Raw genomic sequence first — 14,528 nt, 5'->3', positions numbered from 1 at the left:
GATTACTCGGCTTTCTGGAAAGTGATCGGGTACTGTCCAAGCTGCTGGTAGGTACCATTTATCTGTTCAGATACATACAATGTACCGGCACTGACTCCCGGTGCACCGGTGATATCCAGTGTATATGGGAAAGTAAGTTTTTCTCCGTCCACAACCTGTGTAGATGTCATCTCTCCATTTACTTCCTGAATCAGTTCCAGACGAATTGCTCCGCCCTGATAACCGGTTGGTGTATTTAAAGTCTGTGTACATTTCCATACTTCACCATTTGCCACAGCAGCACTCTGCTGTGCGCTTGTATCAGCTGCTGACTGTGTTGCTGCCGTATTATCTGTCTGAGTATCTGCTGCAGAAGCTGTATTATCTGTCTGCGCTGCCGGTGCCTCATTACCACTGCTGACTACGATTGTGATCGGCTGATCCGGATCTGCTGTCGTATCAGCTTCCGGATTCTGAGAAATAACTTCTCCTGCTGCCACATCTGTACTCTGCTGCTCTGTTACCTGAACATCGATCCATTTGCCAAGTGTAGTGATCGCATCGTTTTCTGTCATGCCGATAACACTCGGTACGGATACACTGTTGCCATAATCAAGACCACGGCTGACAACCAGAGTTACTTCATCGCCTGCACTTACACTGCTTCCAGCTTCCGGTGTATAAGAATCTACATATCCCGGATTTACCAGCGGATAACCACTTCCATCATCTTCACTGTATGCTTTCTGAATATTTACTTTAAGTCCGAGATCTTCCAGTGTCTGTTTTGCATCCACTCCGCTCTCTCCTGAAAGGTCAGGCATTGTAACAGCCTGCTGTCCCTTGCTGATGTAGTATTTCAGAGTTGTATACTGCTCAACCTTTGTTCCGGCTGCGATATTCTGAGAAGAGATGCGTCCCTTTTCCTGTGTGGAGCTTTCTTCTCCCATCATCTGCTTGCCGAGTTTTTCTTTTTCAAGAAGTGCAGCTGCTTCTTCTTCAGTCTTGCCTACCAGATCCGGAACAACCACCATTCCTTCTTCATCTGTCGAAGCATCGGTATTCTGTCCTGTCTGTGAAGTGTCTGCACTGCTGTCACCGCCAATGATACCGGCTGCTTTGCCGATAAAGAAGATTGCAGCAACCAGAACAGCCGCACCTGCAAGAAGTGCAAGGATCGTAAGACCGGTATTTGGTGCTTTATGTTTCTTCCTGGATTTCTTATCGGAGGAACGCTTACGGCGATAATCACCATCGTCATCATAATCATCTTCACCGTCATCATAATCAGTGTCGTATTCCTCATCTTCAAGCTGTGCGATGTCTGATGTACGTTTCTTCGGACTGTGCTTGATCTCTCCGAGTTCTTCATCAGAAATCACAACAGTCTTTGCCTCATTATCTACAGAAGATAATTTAACGAAATCTCCCTGCGGTTCGATCAGAGAATGCTTCAGGTCTGCAATCACATCTTCCATCTTGCCGTAACGACGGTTTACACTCTTCTGTGTACATTTAAGGATAATCTGCTCAAGGCTGTATGGCAGTTCTTCCGCATACACGCTCGGCGGAACCATTTCTTCCTGAAGATGTTTGATTGCGATTGCCACCGTTGTGTCTCCGTCAAACGGAACACGTCCGGTAACCATTTCATATAAAGTAATACCAAGTGAATAGATATCACTTTTTTCGTCACTATATCCGCCACGTACCTGTTCCGGTGAGCTGTAATGTACAGACCCCATAACATTGGAACTGATAGTATTGGAGGACGCTGCTCTTGCAATTCCGAAATCAGTAACCTTGACTTTGCCATCTGTTGAAATAATGATATTCTGCGGTTTTACGTCACGATGTACAATTCCGTGGTTATGCGCAGCTTCCAGTCCCATGGATACCTGAATGGCAATGCTGGTTGCTTCTTTAATAGAGAGTTTGCCTTTTTTGGCAATGTATTCTTTCAGAGTGATACCTTCAATAAGCTCCATTACAATGTAATAAACTCCCTCGTCATCCCCTACATCAAACACATTGACAATATTCGGATGTGTCAGTCCTGCAGCTGCCTGCGCTTCACTGCGGAATTTACGGATAAATGTAGTATCCTCCCGAAATTCCGGTTTTAATACTTTAACCGCTACAAAACGGTTCAGTTTGTGATCTTTTGCCTTATATACATCGGCCATCCCACCGGTGCCGATCTTCCCTAAGATTTCATAGCGCTCTGCTATGATCATTCCTGTTTTTAACATTTTTCCACCTCATTCGTGAATGGTTCTACCAGTATGACTGCTATGTTATCCTTACCACCGTTCTGGTTGGCTTCTCTCAGAAGTCTTTCACCCTTCTGCGGCAGTTCTTCTGTCTGGTTCAGTATGATTTTTTCGATTTCACTGTCCTCTACCATATTGCTCAGACCATCGGAACACATAAGGATCGTACTGTCCGGTTCCAGTTTCAGGTCAAAAAAGTCAATATCTACGGTACGCTCTGCACCAAGTGCTCTTGTAATAATGTTTTTATCCGGATGGTTTCTGGCTTCCTCTGGTTTAATCTCACCCATGCGGACCATTTCCTGTACAAGGGAGTGATCTTTTGTTACCTGATGTATCTCCCCCTGTACCACATACAGACGACTGTCTCCGACATTGGCCACATATGCATAATGTCCCACGATCGTGCAGACTACCATGGTTGTACCCATTCCCCGCAGATTTTCATCACTTCGGGAACGGTCCAGAATCTTCGTATTTGCAGTCTCGATGGCATGACGAATCACTTTGATTGGGTTGAAATCCGCGTCTCTTCGAATCTCGTCCACTAAAGTCTGAACTGCATGTGAGGATGCATAATCCCCTGCATTATGTCCGCCCATTCCATCAGCGACGACAAACAGATTCGGAAGATTTCCAACCGGGTTTTCGGAAACGAACACATAGTCCTGATTCATTTTCCTTCTCTGGCCTACATCCGTAGCTGAATATACCCTCATGTCACTTCTCACTTTCTGTTTTTTCCATGTATCTTTTTCTTAGCTGCCCACAGGCACCGTCAATATCGCTGCCCATTTCCCTTCTAATAGTACCATTAATTCCGCATTTTTCAAGATTTATTTTGAAATTCTCCACTGCCTGACGGGTCGAACGCACGAAAGAACGCTCCCTCACCGGATTGACCGGAATCAGGTTTACATGACAGTTCAGGCCTTTCAGGCGGCCGGCCAGTTCCTGTGCATTTTCTTTACTGTCATTCACACCGGCCACCAGACTGTATTCAAAAGTGATCCTGCGTCCTGTCTTGTCAAAATAATATCGGCATGCTTCAAGAAGTTCATCCACGGAATATTTGTTGGCGATCGGCATCAGTTCCCGTCTCTTTTCATCGTTCGGTGCATGAAGCGATACTGCAAGTGTCATCTGGAGCTTTTCATCTGCCAGCTCATAAATTCTCGGAACCAGCCCGCAGGTAGATACCGTAAGATTTCGCTGACTGATATGAATTCCTCCGTCTTCTGTCAGAATATGGATAAATCTGAGAAGATTATCATAATTATCAAGCGGCTCACCGGTTCCCATCACCACCACATTGGAAATACGCTCTCCGATGGAAGTCTGTATCCTGTAAATCTGATCCAGCATCTCCGACGGAAGAAGATTTCTCGTCAGACCACCGATCGTAGATGCACAAAAACGGCAGCCCATGCGACATCCTGCCTGAGAAGAAATGCAGACAGAATTTCCATACTTATAACGCATCAGGACACTTTCAATCATATTTCCATCCGAAAGACGAAACAGATACTTTCTGGTTCCGTCTACTTTTGAAGTCTGTACATCCAGCTCTTCCAGGGCTGTAATAGGATAATCTTTCAGTTTTTCCTTCAGACTCTTCGGAATATTTGCCATTTCATCATAGGAGGTAACAAGATGCTCATGCAGCCAGCCATAGATCTGCTTTGCGCGGAACGGTTTTTCACCGATCTGCGTCATAAGCTCTTTCAGCTCCTCCATATTCATTGATTTAATATCTGTCATAATTATTTCCTTCTGAATTTTGCAATAAAGAAGCCATCTGTTCCATGCACTCCCGGAAGCAGCTGCAGATAACCAAGTGCAGTCGTCTCAGAGCGAAGTTCTTCCGGAATACAGTCATCTATGCTTTCAAGCTTAAATGGATGGTTATTCATAAACCACATCATATTATCTTCGTTTTCTTCTTTTGCGATCGTGCAGGTACTGAAGATCAGCACTCCGCGCGGTTTCACATACTCTGCCGCCTTATCAAGGATTGTTCTCTGGAGAATGACCAGTTCATCCTCCTTCTGAGCAGTAGAACGGTATTTGATCTCCGGTTTTTTGCCTATCACACCATAGCCGGAGCATGGTACATCTGCAAGAACAATATCTGCCTTACATTCGGATTCTACATCAAACAGTGTGGCATCCTGCACTTTTGCCTGCACATTGATAGAACCGGTTCTCTGAATATTTTCCTCGATCAGATTCACCTTGTATTGACTGATATCACGGGCATCTACTGTACCAAACCCTTCCATCTTATCTCCCATATGAAGACTCTTTCCGCCCGGTGCAGCACACATGTCAATGACATAATCTCCTCTGGACGGGTTTGCAATCTCCGCCACAAGCATGGAACTTACATCCTGTACAAGGATTTTCCCCTGAATAAATGCATCAAGCGCCAGGATATGATTGTATCCTGAAATGCGCTTTGCATAAGGAAGATATGGCGCCGGTTCGACGGTAACTCCCTGATTTTTCAGGCTGTCGCAAATTTTATCAACAGAATTCAAATATGTACGGCAGCGAATGGTCACTGGTTTTTCTTTAAGGAAATCTGCAAGTATTTTTTCGGCAGTTTCCTCACCATAATCTTCCAGCCAGCGGTTTACCAGCTCCTCCGGCATGGAATAACGAACGGACAGATAACGGACAAGATTCTCTTCTCTTGACGGGTATTCCAGTTCATTCATCTGTCTTGCCGCAGTCCGAAGAACGCCGTTTACAAAAGGTTTCAGATTATAAAAACCTTTTTTCTGTGCAAGTTTTACCGCCTCATTGCAGACGGCACTGTCCGGCACACGATCCATGAATTTCATCTGATAGATAGCACTTCGTAATATTTCACGTATTGGTGCTTTCATTTTATCAACAGGAATTTTCGAAAAGGAATTAATAATATAATCAATCTGTATTCTGTATTCCAGTGTTCCCTCGCACACTCTTGTGATAAAAGCTCTCTCCTGTTTGGGAAGGAACTGATATTTGGAGAGTGCATTGCGAATTGCAATGTGACTGTGTTCTCCCTCTTCATTGATCTGAAGAAGAATCTCCAGTATCATCTCTCTCGTATTAATTCCGTTAGTCATCCCTTCTTCGTCCTCCTGCAAGTATCAAAAGTCTTAAAAGCTGTAATATGGAAGCTGCCAGCGCTGCCACATAAGTCATTGCAGCTGCGGTCAGTACCTTTCTTGCCCCGCGTGTCTCGTCTGTCCCGAGGATTCCGGTACTCTGCAGCATCTTTAATGCACGTGAGGATGCATTGATCTCAACAGGAAGTGTCACAAGCTGAAACAGTACTGCCAGTGAAAAAAGTACAATACCTGCTGTCACCAGCGGACGGATTCCTGAAAAAAGCCCGATCAGAAAAAGCGGCCAGGAAAGTGTACTTCCAAAGTTTGCCACCGGAACAATCGCACTTCGGAATTCAAGCGGTGCATAACCAATCGCATGCTGAATGGCATGTCCGCATTCATGGGCAGCAACACCCACAGCCGCCAGTGAAGTCTGTCCGTAAATATCTTCGGAAAGGCTTACTGTTTTTGTCCGCGGATCATAATGGTCCGTCAGACTTCCGGAAATTGCACGTACATGCACATCTGTGATACCGGCTGCCTGCAGGATTCTTTTTGCTGTTTCTGCACCGGTAAGCCCTGAAGCACTCCGTATTCTCCTGTAACAGGAAAAAGTACTCTTCAGCCTTGCGGATGCAGCAAGTGACAGCAGCATTCCGATAATCAGCAGTATATAAGTCCAGTCGAATCCGTAATATCCATAACCATATCCGTACATCCGCATCACTCCTTATGATCTTTCAGCATAATACCTTCTGTTACCTGATAGCCGCGAAGAAAAGCATCTGTCTCCATCCGCTTCTTGCCTTCCAGTTGTACTTCTTCAAGAACCAGCTTGTCTGTTCCACAGGCTACATGAATTCCTTTTTTATCCACACCGGTGATGGTTCCCGGTGCCTCTTTTCCACAATTTTCACTTTCAACAGAGCATTTCCACACCTTCAGTGTCTTTCCGTTCAGGAAAGTATAGGCGCTCGGCCATGGATTCATTCCACGCACCAGTCGCTCCAGCTCTGTGGCACTCTTTGAAAAATCCATCAGCCCCATTTTTTTACTGATCATTGCCGCATACGGAGTCGGGCTTTCTTCCGGCTGTTTCGTATAGACCGCAGTTCCATCCACGATAGACGGGATCGTACGGATCAGAAGTTCAGCGCCTTCCTCTGCCAGTTTGTCAAAGAGGCTTCCACCCGTTTCATCCGCAGCAAGCGGTACGATTCCCTGGGAGATCATATCTCCGGTGTCCAGTCCGACACCCATTTTCATAATCGTCACCCCAGATTCTTTTTCTCCGTCAATCACAGCCTGCTGAATCGGTGCGGCTCCTCTGTATTTCGGAAGAAGGGATGCATGGATATTCAGACATCCATATTTGGGCATATCCAGAATCGTCTTTGGAATAATCTGGCCAAATGCAGCAACCACGATCATATCCGGCTCAAGTTCTTTTAATGTTTCTACAAATTCCGGATCACGTACCTTAAGCGGCTGATAGACCGGGATGTCATGTTTCATTGCCTCTTCCTTGACAGGAGTCGGCAGAAGTGTCTTTCCTCTTCCTTTTGGTTTGTCCGGCTGCGTTACTACAGCGGTAACCTCATATCCGTTTTTTACAAGTGCGGCAAGCGGCGGCACTGCAAAGTCCGGTGTTCCCATATAAACAATCTTCATATAGTAGTCTGCTCCTCTTTTCTCCGTAATACACGGGTCTGCTTGTAAATACCAGCTCAGTCTTCTTCGTCATAACTGGTTCTGTGCAGTTCGCCCTCAACCAGGTCGGTATACATTTTTCCGTCGAGGTGGTCGATCTCATGGCAGAATGCACGTGCCAGAAGCTCGGTTCCCTCATAAATCACTTCATTCATGTCCTCATCCATGGCTTTTACTTTTACATAGTTTGGTCTTGTTACCTGACCAGCCATTCCCGGAACACTTAAGCAGCCCTCATCGCCGGTCTGCTCTCCGGAAGTTTCCAGAATCTCCGGATTGATCAGAACGATCGGTCCCTCGCCGATATCGATTACAACGATACGTTTCAGGATGCCGACCTGCGGTGCTGCAAGACCAACGCCCATTGCCTCGTACATTGTATCAAGCATATCGTCGATCAAAGTTATGATCTTCGGTGTTACTTCTTTTACCGGTCTGCTGATCTTGCGCAGAACCGGGTCTTCTTCTGTTCTGATTACTCTGATTGCCATTTTTATTTCTTCCTCTCTTTTTTATCTTATGTAATTTTCTACTTTCTAACCCTAAGTGTAATCAAACTGTATATACAGTCTCCTGAATCCGGAATTTAATTCAATGTACTTTTCTGTTTTATCTTTGATATCCATTAGGATGCGTTCATCCCGGTGCTTGAGATACAGAACCTTACGGTAAATATCATTTACTTTTCCAACCGCCGCATACGCAGGGCCAATCACATGGATCCGATATCTGGAAGCGATCCGCTCCACAAACTTCGCAAGATAATCCATTCCCTGCTCCAGAAGCTCTTCATTCTCGCCTGATACCAGCACGGAAAGCATATGCGCCGCCGGCGGATAATCCATCAGCATGCGGTATGCCATTTCTTCCTGATAAAACGCTTCATAATCCTGTTCTGCCGCGGTCCGGATACTGTAATGGTCCGGATGATAGCTCTGAATGATTGCCTCACCCGGCTTCGTTCCACGTCCCGATCTGCCTACCGCCTGTGTCAGAAGCTGAAACGTCCGCTCCGCACAACGGTAATCTGCTGCATTTAAGGAAAGATCTGCTGCAAGCGCCCCTACCAGTGTTACGTCCGGAAAATCGTGTCCTTTGACGATCATCTGCGTACCGACGAGGATGTCAGCCGCATGCGCTGCAAATGAAGACAATATCTTTTCGTAGCTGCCTTTTGCTCTGGTCGTGTCATAGTCCATACGAAGGATACGCGCTTTTGGGAAATTCTTGTGCAGAACCTGCTCGATCTGCTGCGTTCCTGCCTTAAATCCTCCGATATAAGGCGAACCGCATACCGGACATTTTTCCACCCGTGGCTGTTCATATCCGCAATAGTGACAGACCAGTCTGCCATTATTGTGCTCCGTCAAAGCCACATCACAATGTGGGCATTTCAGAACTTCACCACAGGAACGGCAGGAAACAAATCCTGCATACCCTCTCCTGTTCAGAAAAAGAATTGCCTGTTCTCCGCATTCCAGTCGGTTTTCGATAGCATTTGTCAGACTGCGGCTCAAAACCGAACGATTTCCCTCCCGCAATTCTTCTCTGAGATCTACAACGCTTACCTTCGGAAGCGGTCGGTCTTCAAACCGGGCTTTAAGCTTTACAAGACGGAACTCACCATTCTTCGCTTTCGTATAGGCTTCCAGCGACGGTGTCGCCGAACCGAGGACAAGGCGGGCATTTTCCATCTGTGCACGGTAAAGTGCAGTCTCTCTCGCATGATACCTCGGACTGTTTTCGCTCTTGTAGGACTGCTCATGTTCTTCATCTATAATAATAAGACCGAGATTTGAAAACGGTGTAAACAACGCCGAACGCGGTCCTACCATGATCTGGATCTCACCGCGCTTGGCTCTTTTGAACTGGTCGTAGCGTTCTCCGGCGGACAGACGGGAATTCAGTACGGAAACCTTTTCACCAAACCAGCCGTAAAATCTCCGAACTGTCTGATATGTCAGCGCAATCTCCGGAACAAGCACAATAACCTGTTTTCCCTCATCGATCACCTGACGGATCAGTTTCATATAAACCTGTGTCTTGCCGCTTCCGGTGACTCCATGAATCAGAACCGGCCGGGGAGGGTCTGCTTTCCATTCTTCCTGAATCTGGTCAAAAGCTTCCTGCTGCGGTTCTGTAAGAATTGAAAGTTCCTCATGCGGAATGTTCGCCCCGTCTACAGTCATGCGGTAAACTTCATCCTGCACAACCTGAACAATTCCCTCATCCGCAAGCAGACGAAGAACAGAGGCAGTCATACCAAATTCTTTGGATGCTTTTGTATAATCGAGTTTCTTTTCCTCAAGAAGCGCCCGCACAAGCCTTGCCCTTGCCTTACATCGTCCACTCTCCAGCTTCCCTGCAATTTTTTCCGCCTCTTCTTCGCTGACATTCAATATGATATATCGTTTTTCTTTGGCTTTGACCTTTTCTCTCACGGGGAGAACGGTTTTCAGTGCCTGAACCATGGTGGAGCCATACTGTTTTTTCATCCACACGGCAAGCGCAATCAGCCTCTCCTCCGTAGTTTCTTCACTGCTGCAGATACCCGTAAGTTCTTTCATACGTGATGTATCAAATGCCGGTGTATCTGAAAGACCGATCACATAGCCCTTTCGTTCGTGGTTTCCGTTTCCAAAAGGAATCGTCACCACCATTCCCACCTGCAGTTTGTACTGCAGTTCTTCAGGAACTTTATACTGAAAACTGCGGTCAACTTTTTCGTGGGATATGTCCACGATAATATCCGCATAAGTCATTTATTTTTCTGCTCTTTCTTTATCCTCCTGAAGGATTTCTTCGATCAGCACTCTCTCATCCATCGGGTATTTCTTGCCTTTGATCTCCTGATAATCCTCATGGCCTTTTCCTGCAAGAACGATGATATCCCCCGGTTCTCCGTGGTGGATCGCATATGCGATTGCTTCCTTACGGTCGCAGATCTCGACATATTTGCCGTCTGTCTTTGAAATACCGATCTTAATATCATTGATGATATCCTGTGGCTCCTCATATCTCGGGTTATCGGATGTGATGATCGTCAGATCTGCAAGTCTTCCGGAAACTTCCCCCATCTCATAGCGGCGGGATTTTGCACGGTTTCCTCCACATCCAAACATACATACAAGACGATGCGGATGATATTCACGAAGTGTCGTCAGAAGGCTCTCCAGTGCCATCGCATTGTGTGCATAATCGATCATCAATGTAAATTCATCAGATACTTTGATCATCTCGATACGACCTTTTACTTTTGCAACTTTCAGCGCCTTAATGATGTTTTCCTGTGAAACATTAAAATGACGACAGATTGCAATTGCTGTCAGAGAATTGTAAATGCTGAATTTACCCGGAATGTCGATCTCTACCGGAAACTCCATCAGACCTTTGAGCTGATAGGAAATTCCAAGATAGCCTCTGCCACCTACCATATGTGCATCCTCGGCCCGCAGATCTGCCTCCGGAGAAAATCCGTAAGTCTCAAGTGTGCAGGTATGTCCCTCGATGATCCTCTCGAAATGTTCATCATCGCGATTGACTATTCCGACTTTACACTGACGGAGCAGCATGGATTTGCATCTTAAATAATCGTCAAAATCCTTATGCTCATTTGGTCCGATATGGTCCGGTTCAATGTTTGTAAAAATACCATAGTCAAAAACAAATCCCTGTGTACGGTGAAGCATCAGTCCCTGTGATGAAACCTCCATAACTACACAGTCACAGCCGGCATCTGCCATCTTGCGAAAATATTCCTGAACCAGATATGATTCCGGTGTCGTATTGTGTGCCGGAATATGCTTATCTCCGATGATTGCCTCGATTGTTCCAATCAGACCAACTTTATAACCGGCATTTTCCAGAATCGATTTTACCATGTAAGTTGTCGTTGTCTTTCCTTTTGTTCCGGTAATTCCAATAGTTTTGAGTTCTTTTGCCGGATGACCGAAATATGCCGCAGAAATAAATGCCATCGCATAACGGGTGTCCGCAACTTTGATCACTGTTACATCTGAAGGAGCCTCAACTTCTTCTTCAACGATCAGAGTTTTTGCACCTTTTTCGATGACATCCGGTACAAATTTGTGTCCGTCCACAACCGCACCACGGATGCAGATAAACAACGAATTTTCTTCTACTTTGCGGGAGTCATACACAACGGTAGTAACTTCCTGTTCTGTACTGCCCTGACAGCAGATATATTCCAAACCTTCTAATAGTGTTGATACTTTCATATTTTCCTCCTCTGCCTCGGGATATATGTGTTATTTACTCCGTTTCTCCCAACGGATATATTCCATTACAGAATAGCACAAGTGCATTCTATTTTCAATGCAGCAGATTTTTTTCTTGCCATCTGTCATTTCCGGCTATATAATATATCTGTAAATAAAAACAGGGGAGTTGGCCTTAAGCCGGCTGAGAGGAAACTTCTTCGTTTCGACCCTTAACCTGATTTGGATAATGCCAACGTAGGGATATACCGAATGCCCATAAAGAGTTTCCATCTGGATTTTCTTTTTGATATCAGACAAGTTGAGAAGGTACCTGCGCGGTATCTTCTTTTTTGTTGCCATCTATCCTCAGGAAAAACAGGAGGTTATTATGAACCAAAATGAAACAACATCAACCCAGAAACTTGCCATTGCCGGCGTTCTGACTGCTGCTGCAGTTGCCGGAAGTCTGATCAGCGTCCCGGTTGCCGGAAGCAAGTGCGCCCCTGTCCAGCACATGGTCAATGTATTTGCCGCCGTCATCCTCGGTCCATGGTGGGGTGTCGGAATCGCATTCTGCGCAAGCCTGATCCGTAATCTTCTCGGCATCGGAAGCCTGCTTGCTTTCCCGGGAAGTATGTTCGGTGCACTGTGCTGCGGACTGGTATTCCGCCTGACCGGAAAACTTGCTCCTACCTGTGCTGCTGAAGCACTCGGAACCGGCATTCTCGGCGGACTTGCCGCATACCCTGTCGCAAAACTGCTTATGGGACTTGCACCGGCTGGATTCACAGTGTATATGCTTCCATTTTTTATCTCAACCTTCGCAGGAAGTGTCCTCGCTTTTGTACTGCTTCGCGTTTTTGAAAAAAGCCAGATACTTCATACAGTCAGGAGATAATCTATGCCGCACGTTACTAATATAGAAGTAATTTTTCAAAATATCCGCAGGAAAGCGCCCAAAATCCACTGTCTCACCAATCCGGTGACTATGCAGGATGTTGCCAATCTTCTTCTGGCCGCCGGCGGAAGTGCCGTTATGGGGCAGGATGACAAAGAAGCGGCAGAGATCACGGGCTTTTGTCAGGGAACTCTCCTGAACACCGGAGTTCCTGACGATGCAAAAATCAAAGCCTGTATCCATGCCGGAAAAGAAGCCAATGTTCTCGGGCATCCCGTAGTACTGGATCCGGTCGGTGTCGGAGCCAGCATCTTTCGTCAGAAAGCTATAAAAAAACTGCTCGATCAGGTATACCCGGATCTGATCCGCTGTAATCAGGAAGAAGCGGCCGTTCTCTGTGCCCTTTTTTCTGACAGTGTTACTCCCGGCTCCCATGGTGGAGTTGAAAGTGCCCTGCATCTTACCGAATCAGATGTCTGTTCTACTGCAAAGCAAACCGCAAATCTCTTTCGGACAACTGTTCTGATCACCGGAGCTATGGACGTTGTCTCTGATGGAGAAAACACGCAGCTTCTTACTGGCGGTGATTCCAGAATCTGCCGCATTACAGGCGGTGGATGCATGCTTTCCGCACTTTGCACTTTATTCCTGTGCACCGCAGATTCACCGTTTGATGCAGCCTGTGCCGCCGGAACTCTCTGGAGAGAGGTCGCTTATTGTGCCGGACAGCGGACAGATGCCGTCCATGGTGGTATCGGAACTTTCCATACACAGCTTTTTGATGTACTGGAAGAAAAAATTTTTGACACGGAGACAAATCTATGAAAATCAATGCCAGACAATTAAATTTATATGCTGTCACTGACCGGAGCTGGCTGAAACCAGGTGAAACACTGGTCTCTGTCACAGAAGAGCTTCTGAAAGCAGGCGTTACCTGTGTACAGCTTCGTGAAAAGCATATGTCCGATGAAGAAATCCTGACAGAAGCATCTCTTCTGAAAGATTTATGTGATCGTTATCAGGTTCCTCTGATCATCAATGACCGCCCGGATCTTGCAAAGAAATCCGGTGCTTCCGGTGTTCACGTTGGTCTTTCCGATATGGGCATCCAGAAAGCACGAAATCTTCTTGGAAAAGATTTCATTATTGGCGGGAGTGCCCATAATGTTGAAGAAGCTCTTGCCGCCGAAGCTGCCGGAGCTGATTATCTCGGATGCGGTGCCATCTTTGGAAGTACGACCAAAACCAATGTATCACAGCTTCCCATCGAAACCCTGAAAGCGATCTGTCAGGCCGTAAAGATTCCTGTCGTGGCGATCGGCGGTGTAAACAGTGACAATCTTCCATACCTTGCCGGAAGCGGAATTGCCGGAGCAGCTGTCATCAGCGGACTTTTCAAACCAGCAGACAAAACTTCCGCTGTCAGACGTTTGCTCGAACAGCTGAAAACGATATAGCTTTTGAATATATCTAAACATGATAAGGACAAAAACATTATGAAAACTGTATTAACAATTGCCGGCAGTGACTGCAGCGGTGGTGCAGGTATCCAGGCCGACATCAAGACAATGATTATGAACGGTGTTTATGCAATGAGCGCGATCACCGCCCTGACTGCACAGAATACGACCGGTGTTTACGGCATTCAGGAAACATCGTCTGAATTTCTCGATAATCAGCTCGATTGCATTTTTACTGATATTTTTCCGGATGCCGTCAAAATCGGAATGCTCTCTTCTTCTGAAATCATGCGACACGTAGCTTCCAAGCTGCGTCAGTATCAGGCCCGCCACATCGTTCTGGATCCCGTCATGGTATCTACCAGTGGTCATCGCCTGATGAACAAAGACGCAGAAGAAACTCTCCAGAAAGAGCTTTTTCCACTCGCCGAGGTCATCACCCCAAATATTCCAGAGGCAGAAGCCCTCACCGGAATGCAGATCACAGATGCCGCTTCTATGGAAAACGCAGCGCGTGCACTTTATGGAACATTCCATGTTTCCGTCCTTCTGAAAGGCGGACACTGTATTAATGATGCCAACGATCTTCTTTATGCGAACGGACATAGTACCTGGATACATGGTGAACGCGTCGATAATCCAAACACTCACGGTACCGGCTGCACACTTTCAAGCGCAATTGCCACGAACCTCGCCAGAGGTTTTTCTCTCGAAGCTTCTGTGCGTCGTTCCAAACAGTATCTCACTGATGCTCTGAAATCGCAGATGAACCTCGGTCATGGTTCCGGTCCCCTTGATCACACGCTCGGACGAATCAATTAACGATAATCCACCACAGGATTTATCGTCTCTCAATGCAAACACTTATCATTTACATAAAAGGAGAA

13 protein-coding genes and 1 riboswitch are annotated in these 14,528 nt (G+C 46.3%); of the genes, 4 read left to right on the top strand and 9 right to left on the bottom strand.

Annotation, left to right across the window (positions count from 1 at the left end):
• Positions 1-2 precede the first annotated feature (2 nt).
• From pknB to DWW86_RS05895, 9 genes are read right to left on the bottom strand one after another with little or no spacing between them, the layout of a single operon-like run.
• Positions 3-2,231 (bottom strand): Stk1 family PASTA domain-containing Ser/Thr kinase, encoded by a 2,229-nt coding sequence (pknB, locus tag DWW86_RS05935; protein WP_117942560.1) that lies wholly within the window; start codon positions 2,229-2,231, stop codon positions 3-5.
• On the bottom strand, positions 2,225-2,971 hold the full coding sequence (locus tag DWW86_RS05930) for a Stp1/IreP family PP2C-type Ser/Thr phosphatase (protein ID WP_117942559.1): 747 nt from the start codon (positions 2,969-2,971) through the stop codon (positions 2,225-2,227). The genes pknB and DWW86_RS05930 overlap by 7 nt, the downstream gene beginning before the upstream one ends.
• Position 2,972: 1 nt before the next feature.
• Positions 2,973-4,013, bottom strand: a complete 1,041-nt coding sequence (gene rlmN, locus DWW86_RS05925) for a dual-specificity RNA methyltransferase RlmN (protein ID WP_072522010.1) — start codon at positions 4,011-4,013, stop codon at positions 2,973-2,975.
• Positions 4,014-4,015: 2 nt separating this feature from the next.
• On the bottom strand, positions 4,016-5,368 hold the full coding sequence (gene rsmB / locus DWW86_RS05920; protein WP_072522011.1) for a 16S rRNA (cytosine(967)-C(5))-methyltransferase RsmB: 1,353 nt from the start codon (positions 5,366-5,368) through the stop codon (positions 4,016-4,018).
• On the bottom strand, positions 5,361-6,071 hold the full coding sequence (locus DWW86_RS05915) for a zinc metallopeptidase (protein ID WP_117942558.1): 711 nt from the start codon (positions 6,069-6,071) through the stop codon (positions 5,361-5,363). The genes rsmB and DWW86_RS05915 overlap by 8 nt, the downstream gene beginning before the upstream one ends.
• Positions 6,072-6,076: 5 nt before the next feature.
• Positions 6,077-7,024: a methionyl-tRNA formyltransferase gene (gene fmt / locus DWW86_RS05910; RefSeq protein WP_072522012.1), complete on the bottom strand. Its 948-nt coding sequence runs from the start codon at positions 7,022-7,024 to the stop codon at positions 6,077-6,079.
• Positions 7,025-7,080: 56 nt separating this feature from the next.
• The gene (gene def, locus DWW86_RS05905; RefSeq protein WP_072522013.1) at positions 7,081-7,554 is read right to left on the bottom strand and encodes a peptide deformylase; all 474 of its coding nucleotides are present in this window, start codon (positions 7,552-7,554) and stop codon (positions 7,081-7,083) included.
• A 51-nt stretch (positions 7,555-7,605) separates the two neighbouring features.
• Complete coding sequence (gene priA / locus DWW86_RS05900; RefSeq protein WP_117942557.1) at positions 7,606-9,825, bottom strand: replication restart helicase PriA; 2,220 nt, start codon at positions 9,823-9,825, stop codon at positions 7,606-7,608.
• Entirely contained in the window at positions 9,826-11,301 is a 1,476-nt protein-coding gene (locus DWW86_RS05895; protein ID WP_117942556.1) for a UDP-N-acetylmuramoyl-L-alanyl-D-glutamate--2,6-diaminopimelate ligase, read from the bottom strand. It lies immediately after the preceding gene.
• A 152-nt stretch (positions 11,302-11,453) separates the two neighbouring features.
• Positions 11,454-11,562: riboswitch (TPP riboswitch) on the top strand.
• 109 nt (positions 11,563-11,671) lie between these two features.
• On the opposite strand from DWW86_RS05895, the gene thiW reads away from it, so the two are divergent.
• The 4 genes from thiW to thiD are packed head-to-tail and all read left to right on the top strand — an operon-like array spanning position 11,672 to position 14,463.
• Complete coding sequence (thiW, locus tag DWW86_RS05890) at positions 11,672-12,181, top strand: energy coupling factor transporter S component ThiW (protein ID WP_072522016.1); 510 nt, start codon at positions 11,672-11,674, stop codon at positions 12,179-12,181.
• Between the two features lie 3 nt (positions 12,182-12,184).
• Complete coding sequence (thiM, locus tag DWW86_RS05885; protein ID WP_117942555.1) at positions 12,185-13,006, top strand: hydroxyethylthiazole kinase; 822 nt, start codon at positions 12,185-12,187, stop codon at positions 13,004-13,006.
• Positions 13,003-13,638, top strand: a complete 636-nt coding sequence (gene thiE / locus DWW86_RS05880) for a thiamine phosphate synthase (RefSeq protein ID WP_072522018.1) — start codon at positions 13,003-13,005, stop codon at positions 13,636-13,638. Before thiM ends, thiE begins: the two co-directional genes overlap by 4 nt.
• Before the next feature lie 39 nt (positions 13,639-13,677).
• Positions 13,678-14,463: a bifunctional hydroxymethylpyrimidine kinase/phosphomethylpyrimidine kinase gene (gene thiD, locus DWW86_RS05875; protein ID WP_117942554.1), complete on the top strand. Its 786-nt coding sequence runs from the start codon at positions 13,678-13,680 to the stop codon at positions 14,461-14,463.
• The last annotated feature ends 65 nt before the right edge of the window (positions 14,464-14,528 follow it).

This window comes from Ruminococcus sp. AF17-22AC (genome assembly GCF_003460065.1).
Classification (GTDB): domain Bacteria; phylum Bacillota; class Clostridia; order Lachnospirales; family Lachnospiraceae; genus Blautia_A.
This window is presented reverse-complemented; position numbering and strand designations above follow the sequence as displayed.

Excerpts from the sequence above, each read along its gene's own strand:
- DWW86_RS05895 (WP_117942556.1), bottom strand. The coding sequence starts at position 11,301 with ATGAAAGTATCAACACTATTAGAAGGTTTGGAATATATCTGCTGTCAG.
- thiE (WP_072522018.1), top strand. The coding sequence starts at position 13,003 with ATGAAAATCAATGCCAGACAATTAAATTTATATGCTGTCACTGACCGG.
- thiD (WP_117942554.1), top strand. The coding sequence starts at position 13,678 with ATGAAAACTGTATTAACAATTGCCGGCAGTGACTGCAGCGGTGGTGCA.
- thiM (WP_117942555.1), top strand. The coding sequence starts at position 12,185 with ATGCCGCACGTTACTAATATAGAAGTAATTTTTCAAAATATCCGCAGG.
- fmt (WP_072522012.1), bottom strand. The coding sequence starts at position 7,024 with ATGAAGATTGTTTATATGGGAACACCGGACTTTGCAGTGCCGCCGCTT.
- DWW86_RS05930 (WP_117942559.1), bottom strand. The coding sequence starts at position 2,971 with ATGAGGGTATATTCAGCTACGGATGTAGGCCAGAGAAGGAAAATGAAT.
- rlmN (WP_072522010.1), bottom strand. The coding sequence starts at position 4,013 with ATGACAGATATTAAATCAATGAATATGGAGGAGCTGAAAGAGCTTATG.
- pknB (WP_117942560.1), bottom strand. The coding sequence starts at position 2,231 with ATGTTAAAAACAGGAATGATCATAGCAGAGCGCTATGAAATCTTAGGG.
- rsmB (WP_072522011.1), bottom strand. The coding sequence starts at position 5,368 with ATGACTAACGGAATTAATACGAGAGAGATGATACTGGAGATTCTTCTT.
- def (WP_072522013.1), bottom strand. The coding sequence starts at position 7,554 with ATGGCAATCAGAGTAATCAGAACAGAAGAAGACCCGGTTCTGCGCAAG.
- priA (WP_117942557.1), bottom strand. The coding sequence starts at position 9,825 with ATGACTTATGCGGATATTATCGTGGACATATCCCACGAAAAAGTTGAC.
- thiW (WP_072522016.1), top strand. The coding sequence starts at position 11,672 with ATGAACCAAAATGAAACAACATCAACCCAGAAACTTGCCATTGCCGGC.
- DWW86_RS05915 (WP_117942558.1), bottom strand. The coding sequence starts at position 6,071 with ATGTACGGATATGGTTATGGATATTACGGATTCGACTGGACTTATATA.